Here is a 25,653-nt window from a genome sequence, read left to right on the forward strand (position 1 = left end):
TAATATACTCTTCAACCATTTTCTCAGCAGTCTCTTTATCAATCGAATAATTAGTAGAAATAAAGTTAACCGTAGCTATTAAGAATACTTCTCTATTATTCGTTCATTATGAAGATAGATATTCTTCGAATCATCTCTATAATTTAATTATAACGTAGCTTAATTTCAGCAATTAGCTCTGGGAGCTTACCAGTTAATTTCATGACATGTATTAATCGATTGTTACCCGCTTGATTGTTGGCTGCTTCAAAATCAACACTTTTGATGATTTCATCGATATAGGGAACAACGTCTGGTTGCGAATGGGAATAAGAACGAACTGATTTTTCAAGCAGATCGCTATCTAAGCCCCACTCCATAGCTAACTCATTCACGGCCATTTGCATTTGGTTTACTTTCCAAAGTTCAAATGACTCATCAAAGTTCATACTACTAGACAATTTCTCAGGTACCAACTCGGTATCGACAAACTCTCTTAACAGTTCGGCTTGCTCGTTATCTCCCATGTTACTCAATTCCTGAATCTGTTGATAAATGATACGGAGGGTTTCGCTATCTACCGTTTGGACACCATTTGACGTGGTGATCTTTGAATCAATCAAACTAAGAATGTGAGCGGCATCAATCACTTGGGTACCTGCTAGTTTGGTTTTGCCAACTAACACATTTACAGCTGACGGCGGAGGAGGACCGCCAGGCTTCCACGTTAAGTTTTTATATGCCCCGACATATTGTAACCACGTATGTTCATCGATACCAAAAGCATGATCATCCCACTGGAATTCATAGTATTGCTCGACTAAATTCAACTGCTCTGCAGCGTCTTTAAAGGCGGGTAAGAAGGCTTCTTTTCTCACTAGGTCATGTTCAATCGTTTGCCAGTCTGTAGGATCAGGCAAGGTCGGAGTCATTTCGGCAATTTTTATCGCGAACTTCTGAACAGACGTCTCGTAAGGTTCGACAATGGCTTTACTACTCTTGCCGCCACTACCATACAACCGTAACGCGTCATTAACTAATTCTTGAGTAATACGAGGGTACTGAAAGTTAACGATTGTCCCGAATTCTTTGGCTGGACCAAACACTCGATTGGTTCTCGAGTAAGCTTGAATCAAGCCTTGGAGTTCAAGCGGGCGATCAATGTAGAGCGTGTTCAGTCGCTTGGAATCGTAACCAGTCAAGAGCTGATCTGCGACAATCACAAGATCTATGTTCTTAGGGTTTCGCCCGCTTCCGCCTCGAGTGGCACGTTCTACAAGATCTTCAAAATAAGCTTCTTCCCCATGCTTCTTATCACCGGCTACAAACGAAATTCCGGTGAATGAAGCGTAGTCCTTAAACATCCCTTTCACAATTTCGGGATCGAGGGGAGTAGGGTCATTTTCATTGCCAAAACTAAATGTCATGGCGATGTTCAAATGTTCACCACGCATTGCCATCTGTTTTTGGAATTCTTCATAATAGGCAATGACACGATTTTTATAGGCGACAGTTAAAATCGCGTTAAATTCTCTTCCTTGTGACTGTAAGTCCCAATTTTTTAGAATTTCTTCGACAACGCGTGGGATATGTGTCTCGTCATGGTAAGTGAGAAGTCCTAACTTTTTCGCCTGTTTTTCCACGTCGACCTCGGACAACTCTTGAACTTCGCGTTCGATATCTCTGTCCGCTAAGTCAGGTTTTTCTTCTTTTATTTTTTCGACCAGTTGCTCTCTCAAATCATCATAGCTTTTAAATTCACCGGTGTTGATATAGTCCACATGGAACCCCAACACGTTTTTATCTGCGATGGCTTCATCAATCGTATACTGGTGCAAATTAGGACCGAACAACTTCTCCGTCGTATTGATCACTTCACTTTTTTCATTTACCTTACCTTTGATTTTGTTTTCATCAAATAGTGGCGTCCCGGTAAATCCAAAGAAGAGTCCATTTTTCTTGAAGTGTCGTTGAATCGTCCCCATCATCTGACCCATTGTCGTTCGATGGGCTTCATCGATAATAAAGATGACTTTTTTATCGGTCAAGCTCGCATCTTGTGCCTCTTCTAATTCTTTCACCAGAGCGTTCAGCTTGAACGTTGTCGTCACGACAATGCCATTTTTAGGAGACTTCAATATCTTTCTAAGTTGATAGGTATGCTTGGTATCATCGACAGACACTGATTCATAAGCTGCATACGCTTTAAAGTTTTCACTGGTACGATTATCAAGCTCACGCCGATCAACGAGAAAGACGACTTTATCGAACCCGGCTCGTGTAGACAAGAATAGAGCAGTTTTAAAACTTGTAATTGTTTTACCAGATCCTGTCGTGTGCCACACAAATCCTCCGTGAGGGATTTTTTCTTTGTTGTCCCAGCCAAAAGCTGCACCTTCCACAGCCTGCAACGCATGGACTTGATACGGACGCATGAGCATATGCCGTCTGTTTTCTTCAAGACGCGCTTCGTCAATGACCAAGTAATCGCCGACCATTTGATGCGCCATCGGAATCATCAGAAACTGTGCGACGACCTGTTCCCATGCGTTCACGACATGGTTTTCTTTATCAGCCCAATGGAAGACAAAACTCAGGTTAAAGTCATCAATTGACTTCGGTGTGGCGAAATAGCGAGTAGCGATTTCTGAAGTGATCACCATCATCTGCGAAAACGCCATGAAATTATAAGTGTACTCGCCGTCCCGATAATAGCGCATGAACTGACCATATGCTTCATCTAGCGTTTTGTCAGTGCGTTTTTGCTCGATATTGATGAGAGGCAGACCGTTAATCAGTAAAACCAGATCAAAACGATTGTTATTCGGTGTCTGTACTTCTCTTGCGATGCGGTAGCTTGAATCGCCACCGCGTACTTCGACTTTTTTGAAGATGGTCAAGGTAATTTGTGTTCGTGTGATATTAGGATTGTCGTCACGATAAATACCGTCGATCTTGCCTTTTGATTCTTCAATGGCCAACAGTTTGGCAGCTTCGTAGCTATTACTGATTTGACTCACTTTTGCCATGACCTGCTTAAACTCGTTATCCGTCAACTCGACACCTTCCAGTTGGTCGGCATTGATACGATTCAGTTCCTTACGCCAATGTTGAATGAGGTCAGCAACTGTAACTTGTTGCTGATTCCCATCTAAGAAATCGGGGGCTTCCCACTTATATTTCTTTAGTTCTTTCACAAAGTTCTCTTGAAATGTTTTTTCTGCTGCACTTTTCGGTGCTTTGCTCATGACATCCGCTCCTTTTTAAACAAACATCTCATGTAGATATGCTTTTTTTAGATTCTGTAATTTTTCGAGCTTGCGTTGTTGAAGAGAAATCAAGGCATCTAGTTGTAAGAATAATTCACCTATACGCTTTTGCTCATGTAAATTCGGAACTTTAAATTCAAATTCATTTAATTCATCGCGATTAATTTTCGGCATACCTGAACGCATTGATACTGATACCGAATATTTGAAAAAATGTTGCGTTTGAATCAATGCGAACAAAAATGTTTGGTCAAATCCATCTTTTGCGTTTAGTACATAAGCATCCGCACTTGAAAGCCCTTCAAATGGCGCATAAATGTACTTTCCAAGTTGTGGATTGATCTTCCCGTAAATGATATCGCCTTTGTGAAAATGAAACTTTCCGCTAATTAAGTTATCCTCTTTAACAGTTCTTACATTGTTGTATAGTTGTCCGCTAAATGATTCGATATTACCAGGACCAATGTGTAATAAACCATCATATTTTCCTGATTTAGGGTCCACCATATCAGTCGAAATATTAACCGAGTTTATCCATTTACACTGAACCCAATCTTGAGTAAATCCTGTACATCTTCGTTTAGGAGAAAGCTCACCTTCAGCAGGGAACATTTCTGAGAGATATGCAACCTTTAGTGATTTTGTTTTATCTAGCTTACGTTGTTGAATTGTGATTAGATCATCAAGTTGTCTCAGAAAAAGTCCGATTTTAATTTGCTCAGTAAACTCAGGAATATATAATTTTAGTTTTTCTAAATCTCCAAGATACACTCCAGCTTGTGCTGACATTGATGCTGACTGCTTCAGTTGTTTTTGGGTATAGCTAGAATCGATAGTATATTTTAAGAAATTTTGGTTTACATGTTTGTCTCCACGAATAATTGCAACTGAACGCTGAAAAGCGACCCTTAAAGTAGATTCTTTATATAATGCAGTTTGACCGATAGTTCCAACAATTGTTACTAGTAAATCCTGATCGATCAATTTATAATTTTTGAAAATTAAATTGTAATCCTTCGACAAAATTTTTCTGTCATTTACTTCATCAATGATTATCTGACCATTCTTGATATTTTTAGCACTTAGTAAAAATGCATAGTTTCCGTCTTGATGCGTACCATGTGTACCATCCTTCAACAAATTAACGATTTCTTTCAAGTTTATAGTTTTCCAAGGATGAGAGCTTTGAAATTCTTTAAACCGCCTTTTCGGCACTAGACTAATTTGTTCAGTCATGAAACCACCACCAGTTCGCTCATTAATGCTTCAAACGCTGATTCTAAGTTACGACTTTCTTCATCAATGGCTGACAGTGTATCAGCATAGCGATCGTGCAACATTTGTAGCATATCCAACTCTTTTTGTAACGGTTTTTCTATTAGGCGAACTAAAGCATTGACTGTACTACCGAACCACTTTTCGTACATCAAGTTATCGATTTCGTCGTCTGTCAAAGTCAAGATTCGTTCTTGTACCGATTTTTTTAGTGCGTCTTTATCTGCATTTACTTTTTTATTTAGCGCAGATTTTTCAGATAGTAATTGTTCAACATGTTTTAGATGTTTATATTCAACTGAATCTTTGACCACTTGTTTCAATTCGGCTTTGAGCGCCTTACTGACAAATGCTTCACCGGCTTCATTCAATGTATCACCTAATACATTGGCTTCTTCGCTATCTTCAACCTTTGCAGCCTCGACTAAATCAGCTAATTCTGTTTCGATTTCTTGAATGCGTGATGTCTTTGTTTCAATTTCTTCTAACTCATCGCTGTAAAGCTGTTTTTCAATCAATGTGTTCGATACAATACTGCCAATCCAACCGTCTTGTTCGACTCGTTTTGTTTTACCAGAGCCCTTCGTCACCATATTCGGTTCACGTGTACGACCGGCTTTATAAAAATCACTTAAAGCAATGACTTCTGTGTCGTGAGACAAGGACTCCTTCCAGATTTCTGCGATGATTTGATAGCCGTCATAGACATTAATATTGTCAAATGCTGAAAGGATTTCTTTGATTTCGATCAACATGTTTTCCATCAACTGCGGCAACGTACTGATACTCTCTACACTTCGAATTGTATCGAAATATTTATGGATATAATTCGTTATTTCAGCTTTAAGTTCTTTTGATTTTTCAAGGACACGCGGATCATCGAAGACAAGAGTAGAGATCTTCTTAACGGGTTTCACCAACTCCACGTAACCCTTACGAACTTCTTGTAAAGACGCATTCAATACATCTGGTACTGTGGACTGCAGTACTTTCAAGTCATCAATGTTCTGTTGAGGAATTCCACCAAATAAGTGAGCGTCTACATCTTGTGGGATTTCCTCGTCAATCGCTTCGACATAACGTGGGATGTTCATATTGTATTGATTTTTTAAGATTTCTTCGCGATTCACTAATCGGCTATAGCCTGTTTCTTCTCTACGTTCCACGTACGTATCGACGATTTTCGCGATATCTTTCTCGAATAGAACGTGCTGTTTTCCGACTTTCGTGAAACCGCGAGAAGCGTTTATCACGAGTACTGGTTCCCCGGTTTCTCGATTCTTTTTCAAGATTAAAATGGCTACAGGAATTCCTGTATTGGTAAATAAGTGACTGGGTAACCCGATAACGGTATCGATGTAGTTTTTCTCGAGTAAACGTTCTCGAATCTCGCCTTCTGCGCCACCACGGAAGAGAACACCGTGAGGCAATACAATCGCCATCGTCCCATTTTGACCCAAGTGGAACAGACCGTGTAATAGGAAAGCAAAGTCTCCTTTTGAGTCTGGTGGAAGTGCACCGGCGACCTCAAAGCGCGGATCACTGACTTTAAGTCCTGCTGCATTCCAGTTCTTCACAGAATAGGGGGGGTTCATGACGACAGCATCAAACTGTACACCTTCATTTGGACGCTCAGGATCTTCTGGCCAGTCTCGAGAAAGAGTGTCACCATTATTGATTACCATTTTTTCTGGACGAACCCCGTGGAGTAATAGATTCATACGAGTCAAATTGTAGGTTGCTGTATTTTTTTCCTGCCCGTAATAAGCGAGATCTTTTTGAACTTCTTCACTCAAATGTTTCTTGACCGTCAAGAGGAGTGAGCCTGAACCGACAGTAGGGTCATAAATTGATTTTATATCAGTTTTTTTCGCGATGATTTGAGCCATGACTTCACTCACTTGTCGTGGAGTGTAGAATTCCCCCGCTTTTTTTCCTGACTCCATGGCAAACTGACCGATAAGATATTCGTATGCATCACCCAATACATCACCTTTTTGTAATGCGACCATATTCAAGTCTGCAAATAACAAAATTAACGCTTTAATATTTTTACTGCGCTCGTTTAGATTGCTTCCTAACGCGGTATTTGTTAAATCTAATGTAGAATTTGAGAATAATCCTTTGAAGTCGCTCGCATCATCAGATACAGCAATGGTGCGTTCAAAGTTATTTAAACTATCCGTTACTTTTTGAACTTCAAAGTCCCCAGAATTGATGTCTCTAATCCAAGTTTGATAGAGATATTCTGGCGCAACATAATAACCGAGAACATTTTGAATCATTACATCTAGCTGTTCTCCAAATTCGGTATGCGCTTTTGAGTATTCTTCTACCACTTCAGTTTGAATCATGCTATTTAGTCCACTTGTTTCGTTGAACGTTTCAAGCGTTTTGTCACTCAAGAACTTATAGAACATTAATCCGAGCATATAATCTTTATATCGACTGGCGTCCATCGAGCCGCGCAATTCGTTTGCGCCGTCCCATAATCTACGTTTAATTTCTTCTGATGTAATCACTGTATATCCCCCAATAATTTTCTTATGATGTATAAATCGATGAAGCGGTACCACTCACTAATGCTTATATCATATCAATATAATTTTATGAGTGTCGAACAACTGAAATCTATCTTGTTAATCGAATGCTGTATGAAAGTATGGTAGCTGCTGTAAATTTCCTATAGTTGGTCTCTGAGAATTTACACCGCTATCCATTATGGTTTTGTAAGTGACACAATTTTATCCTCTCATGTGACCACACTAATAGACGAAATCAAACAAGCTATTCAAAACACGTTATGATTCGTTCTCTATTGAGAACAGGTCGGCTAATCCCATATCTTCGTAAGACTGCTTCTTATTTAGCATCATTTCATTCCGAATACGTTGAAGCTCAGAACGCAATTTTGCATGTCGTTCTTCAGTTCGCTGCGCAATCTTTTTCTGTTCTTCTAGAGGAATGTTTAGGAGTGGTAATTGTTCTAGGTCTTTACGGTTAAGAACTGGGATGGTTGTCCCGCTTAATTTACTCGTGAGAATGAACTGCGCCACCGGGCTTTCTAGATAGAGCTTGAGGTATTGTGGATCTATCAATTCCCCGCAACGGATACCCAAGAAATTCTGTGAAAATAGTAGATGCTCGTCTTCTACATCGACGTGAGCAACCTTGATTGATCGTCCACGCACCGTGATGAGGAGGTCGCCTTTTTTCAGATTATAATCTTCTATATTGAAGTTCTTCGAAATGTTATATCGAGTAACGTTTTCGTAATGCAATTGACCCTCTTGTACATCCGATGCTTTGACCACTTTATATTGACCTTCCGTATCCTCATCACTCGGAGAGACATTGTATCCTCTAAATAGCTTTACAAAATCACCTAGTGGTGCCGTATTGATCTCTTCAATTTTATCCATTGATACTTCAATATCACCGAATGGTTCAATTGTGAGTCGATTTGAGTAGATATATTGAGAAGGCAATAGATTGCTTTCGTTTAATTCAGTATTTCGAACAATTTTACTGAAACCGTCCTCGACTTTCCAAGACCGATACGTATCGATAATTTTTTGCATACCCTTTTCACTAATAGCTCGTTTTCGTTTACCGATTTCCTGATATAGTTCTTCTCCATTAATGAACAAAATCTCGTTTCGTCTTTCTGAATGTTTATCTTTATTCAGCATAATGAGGTGCGTTTGCAAGGCTGTATTTTGATAAAGATTGGAAGGGAGGGTGATGACAGCCTCGAGATAATCAAGGTCGATGATGTTTTGACGAATTTTCGCGCTCGCTCCCCCTGCATACAGAACTCCTCCACTCATGATTACTGCAGCTCGCCCTTTATCTTTTAAACTGACGAGTGCATGGGTCAGAACAGCAAGCTCCATCTTACTAGAGGGTGGGGTGCCAAATACAAAGCGATTATATTGGTCGCCTTCCGGTCGCCATGAAAGCCCGAATGGCGGATCGATAAAGACGTAGTCAAACTTTTCTAGACGCTTATTTTCTACGAATTGTGGAGAACTGATGATGTCACCAAACTTGATGTCGGCATCTTTTACTCCTTCAATAAAAAGTCTGATTTTTGTAATTGAAACATTAACCAAATTATTGTCTTGCCCTGTTAATTGAAGTGTCTCTTCTTTCATAGATGCATGTTTATAGGCGGAAAGTAAACTTCCTCCGAGACCGCACATACTGTCATGGAAATTACCATTATTCGGATTTATTAGTTGAATCGCTAAATTGTTAATAGATGGTGGGGTAGGTGAAAGATTCGAAGTTTTACCTCCCATACTAGATAGTTCATCAATCAGGTGATCAATAAATAATGATAAGTCAGTCACTTCATTTAAATATCTATCTAATTCTAGCCAAAAACGTCTCAATTTCTTTACTGATTTGATTTGAAGATAGTTGATTTCTGATAGTTCAGAATGTCCATGTTCTATTTCGGTAAGAACTTTATGGAGTTCTAATTCGATATTTTCTTCTTCGCGTGTAAGACGACCAAAATAGTCATTTCCTTCAGTTCTTTCTAATTGCTTAAACAAGACACCAAAGATAAACGGTAAGATTTCAGGATCGCGTTGCGTAACGTCACGTAAAGATCCAATGAGTTCATGTAACCTCTTCGTTTCCATTTGCTTCACATACCTCTCTTTTATTATTCATGATATAAAATATGTTTTGTTGATAAATTAAATATACCAATTCTTATTTATGAATTCAATACTTTTTAAAAAGTTATGTATAATTTTTATAAATATTAGTTTTTATTTTTTTGGTCTTGAAGCTTGTAGACAGTGAGGATCGTGCTCAGCAAGTTTGATATCTTCTTGTTGCCACGGTCTTCATAAATCATCAAAATCACTCCTTTTCATAATAAGAACATTTGTTCTTATTATGTTCCTCGTTTCTCTTGTTTTCAATCTGCTTTTTCGACGTCTCATCAATGCCTCCGTTTCTGGAGACGAAAAAAGGCGCGACGAGTATCTCGTCACTGCCCTAATATGTTTCGACTATTCGATTGGATGGAGGATTCATTCTCCGACCATGCCGTCATGATCGTTGTCCCGCATATATTGATACAGCCAGTGCTTCTCCGTGATTGGCATCGCAAAGCCTGCGTCCTTCGCTTCCTGGATCGTCACTTGACCATTGCCGTCAGTATCGACGCGCGAGACATCCTCGGTCGCTGTGGTATCGGCAGAGGGCTTCGCTGACGATTCTGTTTTTTTATCCTTTTTCTTCGTCAGGCCGAGTGCCGCATTCGTCTCGTCCGGGTTACCGTTCTTGAACCGGTCGACGACGGTGTTCCCACGGACCGTGTAGGTATACTGATACGCGGATGGAATCATCGTCGACGTATCCGGATAAGTGATTTGCGCCTCGAAGTTCGTCGCGCCACCTGCCTTGCGGATGACGTCTTCCATGTACGCCTGATCACCATGACGGTTCAAGGTGCTGTTCTGTGGTGTGATGTTGTAGGCGTTTGAGACACCACCGAGCGAATCGGCGATGATATGTCCTTCATCGAGATCCGCACGTTCGACGCCAGGCACTTTCGCCTCGTCCGAGTAGTAGCGTCCATCACGCGTGACGTCTTCCGTCGCATCATTCTGGAGGACGATCTTCTTCGCGATGACGCGGACCAGCTGTCCATGCTCATTCGTGAACGCCCAGTATTTCCGGTCACCGAACCCAATGTCGACGACAACGTTCGCCTGACGACTACCGGACATGTCTCCGCCATCGACCGTAATTTTCTTATATCCTGTGGAAGAATCCTGCGGAGTCGTCGTTTTTGATTCCGTTGACGCATTCGTCTCCTTTGGTTGCTTGGTTGTACGAGTATCAGCCTTTTTTTCTGGATGTTGATCGGAGTTCTTCTTCGCTTCGGTCTTTTGTGTAGTCGTGTCGTCCTGTTGCGCTACCTGCTCCGTTTGATCGGGTGGAGGTGAGGTCGTCTCCGTATCTGTACATCCTGCCATCAATAGGACGGCAAGGGGAATCGCTATGTAAGAAATCTTCATGAGTGTACTCCTTTACTGTTCAGTCTGTCATTGCGTCCTTCATTATAACGCTACTTACTAGTTCTTGCTGTCTTATTCGGTATTCGTAAGGCGATAAATGATCCTTTCAAAGGCATGGAACAGAGCGGTACCGCTCTGTCTGATGGAAAGGGACCGCAAGCCGTCCTGTTTCCGTACTCTAGCTCGCTCCTCGCCGGCGCAAGGGCCATCAAAAAAAGCCGCTGCCGTTCCTCGTCTTCCTCCGCGTTTTGGCTCAAAGCAAAGCTTTTCGCTCGCGGGCTCCGGAAGCCTTCGTCCCGAATCCAAGGGCAATGAGAGACCCGCAGTGGATGGATCCACTGCGGGTGAGAAAGTACATCTGGTCTCTTCTATGTAGAAGGGTGTGATAGAGGATGCAGTAGTGAGACAAGTAGTGGAGTGGATGAAGGTTCGAGGAGAGATAGTTGATTGAAGTGAATCAATCCTCCTGTAGATAGGTAGTGATCTTCTTTCTACTGATTGTATAACTCAAGAAGAGCTTTCGGGCTCATGCGTGAGGCTGTAGGCTGCACGCAGCAACATCCTCATCGCACCGCTGCCCTCCTGCCGGACCGATAACGAGAGCTGCGACTCGCCTGCGCGAGGCATCTCTATGTTCCTGTTCCTTGCGACGGAAGGCACGGAGCGTTTTAAAAATAGAAATAATTAATTTAAAATATAGGTCTTATCACAAATACTTGGTTATTAATAAAAAAACCAACAGCCAATTGACTGTTGGTAGAAGAGGAAGTATGGGGAAAGGGGAGGGGGTTAGTCTACTTTAACCAAAAAAGCGAATTGTCCGTCACCATTGGACCACTTTGCTTTGATTTCATAGGCATACGTTCCTGTTTCTTTCGGGACAGTAACGGCATCGCCAGTTAAAGTAACTTTTTCAGCATCTTGCTTATCTTTCCAACGAACGATCTCAATAGATTCCGGTTCGTCTTCAAACGAAATATTGATTTTTTTATTTGAGGATACTACAGTTGGTTTGCTTTTTTTCGTCATATCGAGTCCGTCGACATATACTTTATCGACACATTGGTTGCGCAATAGACCATCCCAACAAAATGATCCTTGAACCGTTGGAATATCTTTTCCTTGTGCTTCTACTTTGGGGTTTGGTGGTTCCCCACGAAAAGGGTCAAACACAAAAAATAGAACAACCAATACTACTAAAACACCCATCCATTTAAATTTACCCATAAAACGCTCTCCTTTGATAAAGATTATTTTTAAAAAAGTTTAAGTGTTCTTATTGAGTGGCTTGTTCCTCAACAAATCATTCTTTTAACTCGAGTTCATCGTGTCTCCCCATGATAGGTGAGATCGTTTGATTCTCAAATGCAGTTTCATACGTATCAACTACAGTTTGAATATATTCGCCATCTTCAATAAGAACTTCTCCATAAGCAGGAACTGGGTTGTGCCAATCCATTTTCTCATCATGGATTGTTGCAAATAAATATACTTTTCCAGATACAAGCATTTCTACTCTTCATACGTTCACAATACTTTATTACCTTTTATAATATAACGATTTTATGTAATTTACAATTGTATACAAAGTTATATTTTGGAAAAATTATTTTGTGACAGAATTGAAGAAGTTTTGCAATGCATGGATGAGCGAAGAAGTGAGTGAATGGACGGAGTTCTATGGATAGAGGATTGATGTTTCCATAGTAATGCGGACGACATAAAGACTTTCGAGCTCATGCGTGAGGTTGTAGGCTGCACACAGCAACATCCTCATCGCACTGCTTCGAACCGATAACGAGAGCTGCGACTCGCCTGCGCGAGGGATTTCTACGTTCCTGTTCCTTGCGACGGAGGGCACGGAGCGTTACATAGAATTATAAAAAGAAAAATAAAAGGTTAGGGTTTAGTGGAAGGAATGGCATACTAAAGGAAAGATTCTTGTCCACGTATGAGATCGTCGTTAGTGCTTCGGTCGTGAATGATGTGTCGTATGCGAGGATATCTAAAAAGGAGAAACTACATATGAAATTTGACGGATCGACTGATGTATTAGGTGCAGCACTTACAAATGCCCCTCTACTCTACCTCGTACCGATTGCATTTGGAATTTTCTTATTGATCGACTTCTTGTTTACAAAAGAAAAGAAGAGCTTTTTGAGCCGGACCGGTAAGATATTATTGGTTCCGTTCATTTTGATCGTAGGTGTACTTATTTATCTCTATTGATTCGATGTGCGTAGGAAACACTAATCATTTTTATGACAGTAACGATCTTCAAAAGGTCGTTTCTTTTTTTATGTGTGAAAAATTAATCGTACATTGTTTCGTAATGACCCAGTTATCTTACATATCATTTCGCTTATCTTATCTAAGGTAATTCGTACAGACTCTAAAATCATTCTATGCTGTGCTTAACAAAACGATTAGGGGTGGAGTACATGAGTATAATTGAGATGTTTGAGGTCATGGATCAAGCAAAGGAGAAACAGGTACCAGATAAGGTAACATTGATTGATGCCCAGCTTCGATTCGTACGAGAAGTGGATGGTTCGGTTGAGCATGTGACATGGTTCATTGATGTTGATCGACTGACAGACTTCATGCAGACACACTTTAACAAGCAGACCCATTAAGGTCTGTTTTTTTGTATAGACTTACATATAAACTAACCTATCAATAAAAATAAGTGGGTGGGAAATATAACCAACTTTATCCTGGTATTCACTGTATACTGAAGATAACTTACAAATCGAGAATGGAGCGATGAAAGGTGAAGCGAAAATGGATGGGGGCTAGCTTAGCGCTCGCAAGTATTGGATTGCTCGTTGGACCACTGCAAGGCGCAGAGGCAGCGACACCGAAAATCAAGGTCCACTATATCGATGTCGGTCAGGGCGATGCGATCTACATCAAGATGCCGAGCGGTGAAGATATCGTCATCGATGGCGGCAATAAAGGGAAAGGCGATGCACTCGTCACTTATCTGAAGAAACAGAAGGTCGGTGACATCGAGGTGTTGATCTCGACGCATCCAGATGCCGATCACATCGGGGGACTCGATGAAGTCCTCGACTCATTCAAGGTCAAGAGCGTCTATGCACCGAAGGTCAAGCACACGACGCAAGCCTACAAGGACTTCTTGTTGGCGGTTAAGCGCGAGAAGTTGACGATTAAGACAGCAAAGGCTGGCGTCTCGCTTCCGGTCAAAGGAGGCGTAAAGGCGCAATTCGTCGGACCGGTTAAAGAGTATGCGAAGAGTGATTTGAACAACTGGAGTGCTGTCCTACATGTCGCCTATAAGAAGAACACGTTCCTGTTCACGGGAGACGCGGAACTGAAGTCGGAGCAAGACATGATCGCGAAGAAGAAGACGCTACGTGCAGACGTCCTCAAGGTTGGGCATCATGGGGCGAAGACATCGACGAGTGCGACGTTCCTCAAGTACGTTAAACCGAAGTACGCCGTCATCAGTGTCGGGAAGAATGCCTATGGTCATCCGACGAAGGAAGTCGTGACAAACCTGAAGCGCGCGAAGGCGACGATGCTGCGGACGGATAAGAGTGGCACGATCGTCTTTGAAGGGAACGGATCGTCCTACACGATCAAGAAGTCGAAATGAGTAAGCGAAAAGGGATTATCGATCGAATTGAAGGGAAGTGGGTCGTCGTCGAGTTCGACGATGGGATGCGCGACATTCTGATTTCCCGCTTTCCGATGACGGTGGAGTCCGGTGGTGTCATCTGGATGGATGAGTATGGTCATATCGAGAAGGACGACCGTGAACGGCAGCGACTCTCGAATGAAATCGATGAGCTGATGGAAGAACTATGGGAAGATTAAAAAAGAAATGAGCTGAAGCAGATGAATAAGTTAGGACAAGCGGTCGTCATCGTTGGGTTAGGGTTATCACTCGTTGGATGCGGCACACAAGAGACAATAGAAGATCCACCGAAAAAAGCAGCGAATCCGACTGAAAAGGTCGAGGTGGCAGAACCGAAAAAAGAAGATGTCTATTTCAAAGACGACACGTTAAAGATCGACATGGCGACCGTCAAGATTCTTTCGACAGAAGTACTTGAGCCAAGTAAAGAGTATTTCCGCGAAAAACCACAAATCGTTTTCACATATGAGACGACGAACGACAGCAAGAAGCCACTGAATGGGATGAATGTCTGGATTGCTTGCTTCGAAGCGACACAGGAAGGAACGGATACAATCAATAAGTTAGAGGTAGGGATGACGCCACAAGAAGAGAAGTATGCTTCTTATTTAGAGCATCAGCTGGATGATATCAAACCAGGTGGTACTGCAAAAGGGATTATGGCTTACGATATCGAGGACCCGAAGGCAGTCGTCACCTTGAAAGCAACTCAAGGATTATCAGGAAAAGATCTAGGGGAGAAGAAGATTGAACTTGAATGAGGATTCTGAAGATGTTCATAATTTCTTTTAAATATAGATTCTTAAATCGGAGGTGTTATTATGCCGGATCGCATCGGGTGGTTATCTGAATACGAATTAGAGTATCTAAGACTATACAAGATGTATAGTGATGAGGAAATGACTGACCAGCAATTGAAAGAGTTAAACGAGATCGCAAGGTTATTGTATCCACCAGTTAGCAAGAAGTTAGATGAACTAAGGCTTAAAACGAATCATGTAATGATTAAAGCAGCTTACAACATTGCCATGTCAGGTGGCAAACGTGCTGGATATATCTTGTTAGTTAACCGTGGGCTTGATGTTGAGTATGCAAAATATAAATACCTGGAGCATCTTGAATGTATTCCATTCTATAAGAGAGAGAGACGATATAGAGAGATTAAAGCGTATAGCTTAGATGTTCTATTAATAAATGGATATGAATATAATCATGGCTTAAAGTGTGAGAGATTAGGCGGGAAAAGAAGATATGAATATGTTGTATATGGTTGATCGTATAAGAATTAGTAAGGAGTTAGATACGAAGGCTGGGACGATGATAGATATATATGTGGTGATCGTGTAGATAAATTAATTTTAAGACACGAAGAAAAAGATAAGGGAAAAAGAGGTACATTTATGGCGCAAAGTATTTTTGGAGGATCTTCTGAATACAGTGACCAAACTTTAGCAGATATTATTGAAGATTTAGAAAAATGGGTTGTTTTTTCTGAGGAAACATTAAGTCTATTTGATAAGACAATATGTGAGCTAAAACAAAATAATTACTATCAAACAGTGCCATTCAACCTCAGAGCAATGTACGAAAGAGCAACAAGGAAACTAAATACGTTTATAAGTGATTTGAACGTAATTATAAAAAGTATAAATGCTGATTCAATTTTTATAAGAGATGTAAATCTTTTGAACAATATCGGTAGAATATCAATATTAAGTAATCATCAATTTGGCACGGTATATCATGACATTGTTGATCGATGGAGTGGCGCAAACTTTCAAGATTCAAATTTTCTAATGATTGAAAGATTGTATCATGAAGGAAGAGATGTATTCGTAAGTTTAATGGATGCTTCAAATGCAGCAGAAAGGTTGAAAGATTATATGAGTGATCGACATCAGCAGAACCAGAACATAACAGTTTACGGATCTGATAACCATATTCAAGCTGCCTTTGGTAGCAATAATGAGTTTATTATGAATGTAAATAAAACGATTGAAAAAGAATCAGCAATTCAACTAGATTGTTTGTTAACTGAATTACTTCAGAAAACAGAACTGTTTTATGGTGAAGATCAGAGGAATGAAAAACAAGAGGTTTCAGAGCTAGTAGAGGGAATTCGTGAAGAAATGATGAAATCAGAGCCTAAAAAAGGTAGAATACGTTCTTATCTAGTTTCCTTAAAGGCTTCAAGTACATTAACTGGCTATGCAGATTTTATAACAATCGTTACTGGTATTTCAGAATTAGTTTACAGTCTTCCTTTTATGAAGTGATAAGCTGAATTTTAGAAATCTCTATATCTAAAAAAACAACTCTATAAAACTAAGCCACAGTACTCCTAAGTTTAGGCACTGTGGCTCTTCATCTTCAACTTTATCCGTTTAAGATTGCGTTTGCTTTCTTTTCTGCTGTTTTTTCATCTGTCCAGTCCATCTCAGACAACATACTCGCTTGGACCTTTTCGATTTGTTCACGTGTATAGCCGAGTTGCTCCATTGCGATAACAGCATAAGCAATTGCTTGATTGTTAGTCATGGTCAATCCTCCGTCTTGTCTGTATTGTCAGTTTTATCCTACTTTTTTATAGTACTTGATTTTAAAAGAGGAGAGGACATGTTTTTAACGGCTACGGAAATCTTGCTCTGGTACATTGAATTGACGCGTCACGATTTGTCGGACCTTTTCTAAATCACGATCTTCCGTCGAAATCATCTCGTCGTACCATGCCTTTTCAAGTACTTGTTCGGTCTCCTTACTGACGACTTCTGTGTTCAGGATGTGATGGTACGGTCCCATCGCATCATCGAGGACGCGGAAGTGTTGGCTGATCGGTTCTTCGCCCGGGATGACGAGTGTATAGGCGACGGTCTCATGTTCGTCGAAGTCCCGATCGTTGGCTTTTGCGAACGGCTCGAAAAAATCTGTCGCTCCATGGACGAGCATCATCGGTTCGTCAAAAGACGATAGATCTTGCTGCGTGTCCTGCTTAGCGATGCTCGTCAGGTAAGCACCGACGTCCTCCGATGAATGTTGCATGATTTGCTCCAATCGTTCGGTTAACGGTAATCCGTGCTCGGTGATCTGTGCTTTCTGTTCGATGTACTCAATTATTTTAATAGGTGATGCTTCGCGTTCCAAGACTTGCTCCTGCTCGAGCGCAGTATGGATCTCACGGATGAAATGACCGGATGTCTGATGGACTTCGTGCAACAAGTCTTCCCTATCGCGCAAGTCTCTGCCTTGCGTCCAGTTGGCGAGATACGACAATGAAAACTCGTCCGTCGGAAAACCAAAGTGTGCTGCGACCGTGTAAGCGACCATCTCCGCTTGGAATTCCTTCTCATGCGGATTCAACTCAATTCCGCGTTCTTCATTTCGCTCCATGTTATGCAGATTGGCATGCGCGAGTTCATGAATCAGGATGGTTACGTTCTCAATATCCGAATTTCGCGGATTGAGGGCGATCGCGTTCAGTTCCGGATAGAAGCATCCTTTCGCCGTACCAAGCTCGCTGAGTGGCTGATCGAGTATTTTTACGTCTTGTGTCTCAGCAATCCCGTTCAACGCGCGGCGAAACGATTCCGCCTCACGAAGCGATCCATTTCGATGATAGGAAGCGAAGAGTTCGGAAACTTCGAGTCCTTTCTCCCGAGCATCGGTCTGTGTGTACTCGAAGACATGACCAATCTTGTAGTACATCGCTTTCCGCGTCGGAAGAGAACCTTCCTTGGCACGTTTTTGCTCCGTCTTCGTGGCGTCTTTCCACGCCACCCACTCCGTCTCTCGTTTAATGAACGTAACGGGGGAGGGAACGAAGATCTTAATCCCTTTCTCACCCTTTTGGACCTGGACACCTTGCTTCTCCCAGTACGCATAGGAACCAACGGCACGGGCACCTTGGAACTGTTCCTCGATCAACAGCATGTTCCGCGTCGAGTAGCGATGGAACCGGCTCATGAAGTCGAGGTGTTCCTTGATGCTCTCCTGACTGACGAAATGGGAGGCGAGCTGTGTCTCCATCTTATCGGTCAACGCTTGGACTTCCTTCTGGTAATCCTCACGCGTCTTCTTGTATGCCATACCACTCACGCCCCTTCCGACGAAACGGATGAATCAGCAGCACCTTCAAAATCGTTCAACTCTTCTAATACCATCGGGTCGGTAGCCAGTCGATTGAGTAATAACTGACGGTGATTACGTGATACCGGAAGTAATACCAAGGGTTCTTCCTGCAAGAGTTGCAGTAGTACGTGTTCCTCCTGTGAAAGGGGAATGTCATAGCGCGTTTGATGAATCATGACAGTGACGTGGGTCGGATGCAATTCGAGAAATGTTGCGAGTGTGAAGGCTTCGAGTCGTTTCATTTGTGGATCATCCTTTCTTCATCCGAATGTTTATATTGCTTGCGCTGGTCGATTCGCTGTTTGACAGCCGTCTCTGCCGTCTCAAGAAACGAGGGACGGTATTCGGTCGTCGGGATGATGTCCTCGATGCTCTCCGTCTGCATCAAGGCTTGTACCAGTTCGATCAATACCTGTGTTTGAAGGTCTGTTTGTTGGACGCTCTTTCGTAACGGAGAAAGACTTTTCGTGATCTGTTCTTCCCAAAACGGTGTCAACTCTTGCTCAATTTGTTTCGAGACGGAACGACTGACATAGTTCAAGTCCCATTGCTTTTTGATCATCTCTTGATAGTCGCGAATGATGTGATCGATGGCTGGACCGATCCCGGACAACCGTTCTCTCTCCCGGTATTCCTCTAAAAATTCAGCGGTCACGGCACTCATCTTGATCCGGACTTGTTTTGTTTCCTCCACTGCCCGTCACCTTACCTTTCGTGTTGGACTTCCTGTTCAAGTTGTTCAAACGCACGCTGATTCTTGATATGCTCCCATTCATCATTCATGTGTCGTCCGATTCGATAGAGTGTCTCTTGCATGATCCGTTCACGTCGAAACGCTGATCGGATTTTTTGTTTCGGTGAGGATGTATCCTCCTTCGTAAGCTTCGGGGACGACTTATCTGATTCACGCATCTCGGACAGGATAGCGTTTCCCATCCGCGTGTAGAGATCCTGTTCTTTCGTCTTCCGATAAGTCGATGCTTGAGATGCCGATCCGTAACTTCGTTCGTAGAATGCGACCTCCGTATCAAGTCGTTGCTTGAACGCGGTGTGTTCTTTCTCGAAGTGTGTCGCAAGGTATGTGTCAGTGAATTGATTGAGTGAAGGACGCAGTTCTTGCACGCCGTTCATGTTGTAGTACCACTGTCGTTTATCGTCCGGTAGTTGTTTTTGAATCGCTTTGTACTGGCGTACAAGTGCTGGATGTAGCACGCGATTCGAAACGGACAGTGTTGCATGATTTCGTTTGTGCGCGAGGACTTCATCACGGATGAAGGTATTCAATTTCTCTTGCTCCCGTGCCCGGTCGGCAAGCGTACGAACGACTTGAGCCTTCATCTTCTCAATTGTTTTCGGTTTACGCTTACCGCGTTCGCGGGGATGCATCGTCTCAACGGTCGCGACATGGACGTGGATGTTGTCCGTGTTGTAATGGATCGCAGCGGTCCATGTTGCATGCAGCATCTGTTCCTTTTCAATCATCAACGAGATCGCGTTCCGTGTCGCTTGCATCAATCGTTGTTCATCGATAAAACGATTTTCTTTAACGCCGACTTCCTGTAACCAGGCTTCATCGAACGAGATGACATCTTGCCAGAGGATGCTACCGTTCTCCTGTGCCCGACGGAAGATATCGCGTAACTGTTCTCGTTCCCTCGCATTCAATCGGTCTTGTGTCGACGTGAAGAGACCGCTTGATTTCAGTTCATCTTCCATATAGTCGTGGTAGTTCTCGAATTGATGCGACCGCGCTTTCGTCTCCGGACGATCGATGTAGCTGAGGTACGTCGTATAACGACGCGCACGTCGAGTTGCTTGCGGCAACTTGAACTTCGACTTGATGATGACGCCGGGAATGTTACTCATCCTGCATCACCTCACGGAAGAGTGTAGTCAAGAGTTCGAGTTCGGTTGCACTCCGCTTCAGATGTAAGGTATTCGCTTCGAGCTGTCGTTCGAGGCGTGCGATCTGTGTCGACTGGACGCCGTCTGCGCACCAGGTCGTCAACAATCCTTTTAATAACTCTTGCCGGGAGCACATCTGTTTCTCCGCCTGGTCGTCGAGTTGTTTGACGAGGACGGGATCGATGTCACGAATCAAGAGATCCATTCGTATTCCTCCTTCCATCAGGAAAGTGAGTCTTAATGATTTAAAAAATGAAAAGTTTTCCGAACAATTCACTCGTTCCTCCTGTCATTAGAAGTGAGAGAGATAATCCTACTTAGACGAAGAACGGAGGAAACATATGCAATCCATCATCGAACACGGTTACGCACTTGGAGAAGCCGTGAGCGTCTCCTTGATCGTGGAACTTTTAAAAGCCCTGTATGCGAAGACACGCACACGTGAATCTGTCTCAGTTGATATGAGTGACGCTTCTAGTGCAAAGAAAGAATCAATCGGTATCAATTAATAAATTTTTCCATTTGCTGAAACCTCACACTTCCAAATGCTGTATAAGGATGAGAGGGGGGATGGAAGATGTCGGTTTGGGTGCTCGCGTTGTTCGGATTAGCTTTTAGTTTTGGTTCGTTTTATGTCATGTTGAAAGTATTTGAGTCGTTAAAAAGATAATCCTAGAACACATTCAACGAGCCGAGATGCTCGTTTTTTTATTGGACTCGATAGAAGGACGACCAAGTTTTCCGGCCAAAAATCAGAAGCCGTAAAAAGCAAAATGGATCTAAAATCGTGAAAAAAGAGCATAAGGGGAAACTGCTATCACGGAGCGTGCTAGCCTAGGCGGAGCCTAGTGTTTCCCTGATATCATCAAAATCGTCAAAAGGTCACACTGCGTGCCACTAAAAACGATATTTTGGCACGGTGTTTGCCACATTACCATTTCAGTTCACGTGCTTTAACAAGTAGCTGATCCTGTCTTTTTTCTTCTTGCGTGAGTTGTTTTTTCAATTCTATTTGTCTTAATCGTGCGTCTTCTTTGTCTTGTTTCAGATTGAAGATTTCATCCTCACGTTCGACTTGTTCATCGAGTGTCAGGTCGGGCAAAGTGGCTTGTTTCGTCTCGATGTCCTGTTCGATTTGTTGGATGAGGGAAGCGTGTTCTGTCTGTTCACGCTTCATGTTCTTGATCCGTTTTTGACTTTGCAGGTGCTCGTCAGCGAGAAAAAGTTGTGCATAATCGTCCGCTTGTTGAACAGAAAGTGATGTCTTTAAGACGCGTCGCTGATCCATATAGAGTGATTCGACGAGCGCGTCTTCTCGCTTCGTAGCACGCAGCTTCTCGAGTGACTGTTCAGGCTTCATGACATACAAGCGGAGGGCTAGTTGGTCAAAGTCGCGCGGTACATCTTCGATTTCGAAGACGTAGTGCTCGTCCTGCTGATAGACGACACGGACGCGCTGTTCACCTGTTGGTCGTTCCTTATATGCGATTCGTGCCACAAGCTTTGACGCGTAGTCTTGAGGTTGATTGAACTGGAGACGGACGCGCATTTGTTTCCGCTGCACATCATGGGACCAATCGAGAAGCGTGACGGTCTGTCCATTCGTCAACCGTTGTTCTTCGCCGATGGGTGTCGCATTGATCGGTTGTTCCTCAGCAAAGAAGAGGGAGGAGAAACCGAAAAACAGAAAGCCAATCAAGAAGAACAGACCTGTTCCGAGGTACAGTCGCGACCAGTCATGGGTCAGCGTCTTTCGTTTTCCTTTCTGCATTTAGACACCTCCTGACGTTTGAAGACTCTTCATCTGATCAACGATGTAACGTCCACCTTGATACGTAAAGGTCAGTTCAACTAATTCTTCAGATGTCTCCTCGTAACCATTGGCATCAATCGTCAACGTCCGTTGGAAGCGGACGAGACAATGTTCTGGATCGTCGTGACGAAGAAAGACTTCAATCCCAGAGACGGTAGCGGAAAACTTATCATCGCTTCCGCTATTCGCGAACAACGTTCGTTTGAGTGACTCTGACATATACTGATCGGCTTGTCGTTTGCGTGTCGGATAGGTCTCGTCCTCCCATGTGAAGGCGAACGTGATAAAGCGTTCCGCGTTCTTCGAAATGATTGGATTTTTTTCTTGCTCTTGTTCGTTAGTCGGGATAGGCGGATCCGACACCGTCGTTTGTGGTAACACATGCTTTTCGTCTTTCTCGACGATTCGATGCGATTCATCTGCTGCCATGGAGCGATATTGATAGACATTGGCACTGATCGACAATAGCAAACATAACGACACGAGCCACAGGAGATGACGACTCGTCAATGCCATGGTTCATCCCTCCTTATAGCGAAAACAGTGGTGCCGGATCAATGTGACCGGACCAATCACTCGTCTTAAATTCGATGTGTAGATGATTCCCGGTCGAACGTCCGGTCGATCCACACATTCCGATCGCTTGTCCGGCTTCAATCTTTTGCCCCGCCTTAACCTGGCGTGCAGAAAGGTGGGCGTAAGCGGTGATCCAGTCGCCTTGTTTGATCTGAATCAGCTGTCCATAGGGTCCGCGTAAGCCGCTATAGGTGACGGTACCGGAGCGGACGGCGTGGACGGTATCCGTATCGTGACAACTAAAATCGATGCCCGTATGGACGTCCGTCTTTCCGAAAACAATCCGTGATCCGAACCCCGACGTCATCTGCAGCGGGATGTCGAGCGGAGCATGGAGTTTCCCTTTGATTGGTCCTGTCTTGCCTTCTGCCAGTACCGTCGGCGTCAGATAACGAAGGACGGCATCGACATATTCGATGTCACCATAACAGGCTTGATGCTCGATCGCACTCGGACGATGGCATTGATAGATACCACTCTTCTTTACGCGCTGGTACATCATCTGGGAAAAGGAGATCGCGAGTTGTTTCGTATAGCGTCCCCCGTTTTTTTGGACGTAATCAATGAAGCCACCCCCGAAGTTGTAACTCTGGAGCGTCAGCTTGACGTCCTTGTTCGCTTGTCGGAAGACAGATGCGAAGTGTTTCACGCCGTAACGAATGCTCTCATCGGGTGAGGTGATACAACCGATCCGTCCACACTTCGATTCACTCGCTTGCATCGGATCGTTTCCGCGTCCGCCACTTTCCTGCATCATCAACGCAAGGACGACGTTCGTCTGTCCTTCGAGCTGTTCTTTCTTCAATTCACGCGTAATTGCTTCCCGGTATTGTAGAACATCATCACTGACTTGTAGACTCGCATCCGAGTAAGCGATCGGGGTCTCTGTCGCCTGTTCATTCTCGATCCCGGTCAATGTATCGAGAATCCCTGCGACGATGATGATCAGTAGGAGAAGCAGAAGCGCGATTCCGAGAGCAATCAGACGATACTTCAAGGTCAGGAGTCGCTATTTCATCCGGACGGCGACACGTGCCGACTGCCGGACCGTACTCCACATCAGGCACCACCTCCGAATAAGGTCAGCTCCTCGGGTGAGACATCAACATCAAAGATCAGCGTCTTCACACCGGAGATACTGAGGACGATCCGTCCTGTCTCGAGCGACGGGATCAACCGTGTCTCACTCTCCGTCAATTGTCCGTCGAAGACGGTCTGGATCGTCGGGATGCTTTCGGCATCCTGTTCACCGATAAACTTATATTGCGTCAGCTGGAACAAGGTTTTGACGTTCTCCGCATTCTCCGACTTCGAACCGGTCGGAACAAAGTCCGTAATCAAATGGGAAGCGAAGAAGATACCACCGAAGTATTTCCGTGCTTCGCGCATGAACTGTTGCAGATATAGAATCGCAGGTTGGGCGATATCGCGCGTATTGATCAGGTGATGTGCCTCATCGATGACAATCAGATATTTGAAGGCATCTTCGATTAATAACTCGCCCTGGTTGTAGCTGCGGAGTTGTCCGGCACCATTCAGAATCATCCCGTCCCACAGCATGTTCATCAGGTTGAAGACCTGTGCCTGAAAGATTTCATCTTTCAGATTGGTCAGGTTGCGTAGCGGGAATGAGACGATCGCTTCTTCATCGAATCGTTCGATTGAAGAGTGCCCGTCGAAGATATTGCCGTAGTTGTGGACGAGGTTCGTGATCGCGAGCTCGATGTTCTCAAGACGACGGATACGGTTCATACTGATTGTCTCGCGGATCGTCGTCCGCGTAACGTCCGCATACAATTCAGAGCGGACGAGCGCTAAGAAGTCGGAGAAGATGGGATAGGTATTTGCAGGGTGCGTCGTGATTGGCGCGTCACCGTCCTCATTCCAGAGCCCTTTCTCGAGGTAGAGTTGCCGGAGCAGGATTTCGAACTCGTTCGCTTCTTCTTGTGTAGCTGCTGGATTGATGTAGTGATAGAAGACCGCAATCTTCGATAGATGTTGCATGAACGAGAGGGCTTCGTCCGCCGAGCCGTCGGCATGCGTCACCGTCTTATAGACATGGAGCGGATTGATCCGACCAGCGGAACCATCGAGCGCAATCTCCTTCCCGCCCAGTTGTCGGACGAGGTCGGAGAACTCACCCGTCACGTCTAAGATGCGGACGTGATTGCCTTTGATGGCTTGATCGAGGACCGTCTTCTTGAGCAAGGTCGATTTCCCGGAGCCCATCTTGCCGATCATCAAGGCGTTGTAAAATTTCCTTTGCTTGTCCTTATGGAACAAGTCGAAGATGACGCTCCCGTTCGTATCGGTCGTCCCGTAATAGGTCCCGGTCGGATCCTGTAGCGACGTGAAATGGAACGGATAACCCCCTGCGATTGAGAGCGACGGAATCTCTTTCCCGCGACGTCGGTTCGGTAGTTTTTGCTGTTGCTCGTAGCTGAGGAACAGGCTCTCCCATTCCCATTCCTGTTCGTTCAGGAAGACGGTTGCGCGGAAGTTCCGTGCTTCGAGTTCTTCCATCACGTCCTGTACCTGGCGTTCGAGTACGTCTAGTGTCTTCGCTTTAACGTAGAGACGGAGATGCAGATACTTCATCGTCTCGCCCTGCGTGATCTGTTCGTAGAGTTCATTCAGTTCCTTGTAGGTCTCGCGTGCATCAATCCGGTCGACGTTATCCTTCGCATTCTCGAAGCGCGTATTCTGCTCGGCCATCGACTTGTTAATCGTTCGGATCATTTCCCGTTTGTCCGCCGTCCCGATGTCGAGCGTCGTCAGGACGCCGGGGAGATTGAGAATCGGTTCGAGCCAGAAGTCGTAGACGGTCGATTGATATTTGTAGACATGGAGGCAGGCAAGATAACCGTCACCGGTCCGGACATAGTTCGGTTCGAAGCGGAGTCCGCCTTGTGGTTGGATGGTTTGGACGAATGTCGGATTGTAGCCATTCTGTCGTTTGATTGTTTCGGGGTCCTGCTTCCTTAGAAAACGCGTACGCCACAT

General features: G+C 43.8%; 25 protein-coding genes. 8 read left to right on the plus strand and 17 right to left on the minus strand.

Annotation, left to right across the window (positions count from 1 at the left end):
* Window positions 1-143 precede the first annotated feature (143 nt).
* The 7 genes from N179_RS14395 to N179_RS14425 form a co-directional block, all read right to left on the minus strand.
* A complete protein-coding gene (locus tag N179_RS14395; RefSeq protein ID WP_055966509.1) occupies window positions 144-3,227 on the minus strand; it encodes a type I restriction endonuclease subunit R in 3,084 nt (1,027 codons plus the stop codon).
* Between the two features lie 15 nt (window positions 3,228-3,242).
* Window positions 3,243-4,484, minus strand: a complete 1,242-nt coding sequence (locus N179_RS14400) for a restriction endonuclease subunit S (RefSeq protein WP_055966506.1) — start codon at window positions 4,482-4,484, stop codon at window positions 3,243-3,245.
* On the minus strand, window positions 4,481-7,045 hold the full coding sequence (locus N179_RS14405) for a type I restriction-modification system subunit M (RefSeq protein ID WP_055966504.1): 2,565 nt from the start codon (window positions 7,043-7,045) through the stop codon (window positions 4,481-4,483). The genes N179_RS14400 and N179_RS14405 overlap by 4 nt, the downstream gene beginning before the upstream one ends.
* Before the next feature lie 279 nt (window positions 7,046-7,324).
* The gene (locus N179_RS14410; RefSeq protein WP_244150246.1) at window positions 7,325-9,175 is read right to left on the minus strand and encodes a type I restriction-modification system subunit M/S; all 1,851 of its coding nucleotides are present in this window, start codon (window positions 9,173-9,175) and stop codon (window positions 7,325-7,327) included.
* A 399-nt stretch (window positions 9,176-9,574) separates the two neighbouring features.
* Window positions 9,575-10,567 (minus strand): DNA/RNA non-specific endonuclease, encoded by a 993-nt coding sequence (locus N179_RS14415; RefSeq protein WP_055966498.1) that lies wholly within the window; start codon window positions 10,565-10,567, stop codon window positions 9,575-9,577.
* Window positions 10,568-11,356: 789 nt separating this feature from the next.
* Window positions 11,357-11,794 carry a hypothetical protein gene (locus N179_RS14420; protein ID WP_055966492.1) on the minus strand — a complete coding sequence of 146 codons (438 nt, stop codon included), beginning with the start codon at window positions 11,792-11,794 and terminating at the stop codon, window positions 11,357-11,359.
* 76 nt (window positions 11,795-11,870) lie between these two features.
* Window positions 11,871-12,077: a hypothetical protein gene (locus N179_RS14425; RefSeq protein ID WP_053451903.1), complete on the minus strand. Its 207-nt coding sequence runs from the start codon at window positions 12,075-12,077 to the stop codon at window positions 11,871-11,873.
* Between the two features lie 515 nt (window positions 12,078-12,592).
* Here N179_RS14425 and N179_RS14430 point away from each other — a divergent pair.
* The 7 genes from N179_RS14430 (at window position 12,593) to N179_RS14460 (ending at window position 16,507) form a co-directional block, all read left to right on the plus strand.
* Window positions 12,593-12,796: a hypothetical protein gene (locus N179_RS14430; RefSeq protein ID WP_055966490.1), complete on the plus strand. Its 204-nt coding sequence runs from the start codon at window positions 12,593-12,595 to the stop codon at window positions 12,794-12,796.
* A 212-nt stretch (window positions 12,797-13,008) separates the two neighbouring features.
* Window positions 13,009-13,203: a hypothetical protein gene (locus N179_RS14435; protein WP_055966488.1), complete on the plus strand. Its 195-nt coding sequence runs from the start codon at window positions 13,009-13,011 to the stop codon at window positions 13,201-13,203.
* 152 nt (window positions 13,204-13,355) lie between these two features.
* Window positions 13,356-14,189 carry a ComEC/Rec2 family competence protein gene (locus N179_RS14440; protein ID WP_143404487.1) on the plus strand — a complete coding sequence of 278 codons (834 nt, stop codon included), beginning with the start codon at window positions 13,356-13,358 and terminating at the stop codon, window positions 14,187-14,189.
* Entirely contained in the window at window positions 14,186-14,410 is a 225-nt protein-coding gene (locus tag N179_RS14445; RefSeq protein WP_075643081.1) for a DUF3006 domain-containing protein, read from the plus strand. The genes N179_RS14440 and N179_RS14445 overlap by 4 nt, the downstream gene beginning before the upstream one ends.
* 21 nt (window positions 14,411-14,431) lie before the next feature.
* On the plus strand, window positions 14,432-14,992 hold the full coding sequence (locus N179_RS14450; RefSeq protein ID WP_055966479.1) for a DUF5067 domain-containing protein: 561 nt from the start codon (window positions 14,432-14,434) through the stop codon (window positions 14,990-14,992).
* A gap of 60 nt (window positions 14,993-15,052) precedes the next feature.
* Window positions 15,053-15,505, plus strand: coding sequence for a hypothetical protein (locus N179_RS14455; protein WP_055966477.1), 453 nt, complete (start codon window positions 15,053-15,055; stop codon window positions 15,503-15,505).
* A gap of 126 nt (window positions 15,506-15,631) precedes the next feature.
* The gene (locus tag N179_RS14460) at window positions 15,632-16,507 is read left to right on the plus strand and encodes a hypothetical protein (RefSeq protein ID WP_055966475.1); all 876 of its coding nucleotides are present in this window, start codon (window positions 15,632-15,634) and stop codon (window positions 16,505-16,507) included.
* Between the two features lie 100 nt (window positions 16,508-16,607).
* Here the strand turns inward: N179_RS14460 and N179_RS16975 are convergent, their stop codons facing one another.
* The 6 genes from N179_RS16975 to N179_RS14485 all read right to left on the minus strand — a co-directional run bounded on the left by N179_RS16975 (window position 16,608) and on the right by N179_RS14485 (window position 20,466).
* On the minus strand, window positions 16,608-16,769 hold the full coding sequence (locus tag N179_RS16975) for a hypothetical protein (protein ID WP_156357171.1): 162 nt from the start codon (window positions 16,767-16,769) through the stop codon (window positions 16,608-16,610).
* A gap of 84 nt (window positions 16,770-16,853) precedes the next feature.
* Window positions 16,854-18,314 carry an ArdC-like ssDNA-binding domain-containing protein gene (locus N179_RS14465; RefSeq protein WP_075643082.1) on the minus strand — a complete coding sequence of 487 codons (1,461 nt, stop codon included), beginning with the start codon at window positions 18,312-18,314 and terminating at the stop codon, window positions 16,854-16,856.
* A gap of 5 nt (window positions 18,315-18,319) precedes the next feature.
* The gene (locus N179_RS14470) at window positions 18,320-18,598 is read right to left on the minus strand and encodes a hypothetical protein (RefSeq protein ID WP_075643083.1); all 279 of its coding nucleotides are present in this window, start codon (window positions 18,596-18,598) and stop codon (window positions 18,320-18,322) included.
* Window positions 18,595-19,050: a hypothetical protein gene (locus tag N179_RS14475; protein ID WP_075643084.1), complete on the minus strand. Its 456-nt coding sequence runs from the start codon at window positions 19,048-19,050 to the stop codon at window positions 18,595-18,597. The genes N179_RS14470 and N179_RS14475 overlap by 4 nt, the downstream gene beginning before the upstream one ends.
* Before the next feature lie 11 nt (window positions 19,051-19,061).
* Window positions 19,062-20,222, minus strand: a complete 1,161-nt coding sequence (gene mobP2 / locus N179_RS14480; RefSeq protein WP_075643085.1) for a MobP2 family relaxase — start codon at window positions 20,220-20,222, stop codon at window positions 19,062-19,064.
* A complete protein-coding gene (locus N179_RS14485; RefSeq protein WP_075643086.1) occupies window positions 20,215-20,466 on the minus strand; it encodes a hypothetical protein in 252 nt (83 codons plus the stop codon). The genes mobP2 and N179_RS14485 overlap by 8 nt, the downstream gene beginning before the upstream one ends.
* A 136-nt stretch (window positions 20,467-20,602) precedes the next feature.
* On the opposite strand from N179_RS14485, the gene N179_RS16980 reads away from it, so the two are divergent.
* Window positions 20,603-20,770: a hypothetical protein gene (locus N179_RS16980; RefSeq protein ID WP_158024769.1), complete on the plus strand. Its 168-nt coding sequence runs from the start codon at window positions 20,603-20,605 to the stop codon at window positions 20,768-20,770.
* A gap of 422 nt (window positions 20,771-21,192) precedes the next feature.
* Here N179_RS16980 and N179_RS14490 read toward each other — a convergent pair whose 3' ends face one another.
* From N179_RS14490 to N179_RS14505, 4 genes are all read right to left on the minus strand, one after another.
* Window positions 21,193-22,032 (minus strand): hypothetical protein, encoded by an 840-nt coding sequence (locus tag N179_RS14490; protein WP_075643087.1) that lies wholly within the window; start codon window positions 22,030-22,032, stop codon window positions 21,193-21,195.
* Complete coding sequence (locus N179_RS14495; protein ID WP_075643088.1) at window positions 22,033-22,590, minus strand: hypothetical protein; 558 nt, start codon at window positions 22,588-22,590, stop codon at window positions 22,033-22,035. It abuts the gene before it with no gap.
* A gap of 13 nt (window positions 22,591-22,603) precedes the next feature.
* Window positions 22,604-23,647, minus strand: a complete 1,044-nt coding sequence (locus N179_RS14500; RefSeq protein WP_158024770.1) for a lysozyme family protein — start codon at window positions 23,645-23,647, stop codon at window positions 22,604-22,606.
* A 62-nt stretch (window positions 23,648-23,709) separates the two neighbouring features.
* A complete protein-coding gene (locus N179_RS14505) occupies window positions 23,710-25,653 on the minus strand; it encodes a VirB4 family type IV secretion system protein (protein WP_075643090.1) in 1,944 nt (647 codons plus the stop codon).

Origin of the sequence: Exiguobacterium indicum HHS 31 (genome assembly GCF_001939065.1) — a bacterium.
Lineage (GTDB): Bacteria > Bacillota > Bacilli > Exiguobacteriales > Exiguobacteriaceae > Exiguobacterium_A > Exiguobacterium_A indicum.

Coding starts and splice junctions, on each gene's coding strand:
- mobP2 (WP_075643085.1), bottom strand. CDS start 20,222: ATGAGTAACATTCCCGGCGTCATCATCAAGTCGAAGTTCAAGTTGCCG.
- N179_RS14400 (WP_055966506.1), bottom strand. CDS start 4,484: ATGACTGAACAAATTAGTCTAGTGCCGAAAAGGCGGTTTAAAGAATTT.
- N179_RS14430 (WP_055966490.1), top strand. CDS start 12,593: ATGAAATTTGACGGATCGACTGATGTATTAGGTGCAGCACTTACAAAT.
- N179_RS14415 (WP_055966498.1), bottom strand. CDS start 10,567: ATGAAGATTTCTTACATAGCGATTCCCCTTGCCGTCCTATTGATGGCA.
- N179_RS14420 (WP_055966492.1), bottom strand. CDS start 11,794: ATGGGTAAATTTAAATGGATGGGTGTTTTAGTAGTATTGGTTGTTCTA.
- N179_RS14485 (WP_075643086.1), bottom strand. CDS start 20,466: ATGGATCTCTTGATTCGTGACATCGATCCCGTCCTCGTCAAACAACTC.
- N179_RS14435 (WP_055966488.1), top strand. CDS start 13,009: ATGAGTATAATTGAGATGTTTGAGGTCATGGATCAAGCAAAGGAGAAA.
- N179_RS14495 (WP_075643088.1), bottom strand. CDS start 22,590: ATGGCATTGACGAGTCGTCATCTCCTGTGGCTCGTGTCGTTATGTTTG.
- N179_RS14440 (WP_143404487.1), top strand. CDS start 13,356: ATGGGGGCTAGCTTAGCGCTCGCAAGTATTGGATTGCTCGTTGGACCA.
- N179_RS14450 (WP_055966479.1), top strand. CDS start 14,432: ATGAATAAGTTAGGACAAGCGGTCGTCATCGTTGGGTTAGGGTTATCA.
- N179_RS14465 (WP_075643082.1), bottom strand. CDS start 18,314: ATGGCATACAAGAAGACGCGTGAGGATTACCAGAAGGAAGTCCAAGCG.
- N179_RS14490 (WP_075643087.1), bottom strand. CDS start 22,032: ATGCAGAAAGGAAAACGAAAGACGCTGACCCATGACTGGTCGCGACTG.
- N179_RS14425 (WP_053451903.1), bottom strand. CDS start 12,077: ATGCTTGTATCTGGAAAAGTATATTTATTTGCAACAATCCATGATGAG.
- N179_RS14505 (WP_075643090.1), bottom strand. CDS start 25,653: ATGTGGCGTACGCGTTTTCTAAGGAAGCAGGACCCCGAAACAATCAAA.
- N179_RS14470 (WP_075643083.1), bottom strand. CDS start 18,598: ATGAAACGACTCGAAGCCTTCACACTCGCAACATTTCTCGAATTGCAT.
- N179_RS16975 (WP_156357171.1), bottom strand. CDS start 16,769: ATGACTAACAATCAAGCAATTGCTTATGCTGTTATCGCAATGGAGCAA.
- N179_RS16980 (WP_158024769.1), top strand. CDS start 20,603: ATGCAATCCATCATCGAACACGGTTACGCACTTGGAGAAGCCGTGAGC.
- N179_RS14455 (WP_055966477.1), top strand. CDS start 15,053: ATGCCGGATCGCATCGGGTGGTTATCTGAATACGAATTAGAGTATCTA.
- N179_RS14460 (WP_055966475.1), top strand. CDS start 15,632: ATGGCGCAAAGTATTTTTGGAGGATCTTCTGAATACAGTGACCAAACT.
- N179_RS14445 (WP_075643081.1), top strand. CDS start 14,186: ATGAGTAAGCGAAAAGGGATTATCGATCGAATTGAAGGGAAGTGGGTC.
- N179_RS14395 (WP_055966509.1), bottom strand. CDS start 3,227: ATGAGCAAAGCACCGAAAAGTGCAGCAGAAAAAACATTTCAAGAGAAC.
- N179_RS14410 (WP_244150246.1), bottom strand. CDS start 9,175: ATGGAAACGAAGAGGTTACATGAACTCATTGGATCTTTACGTGACGTT.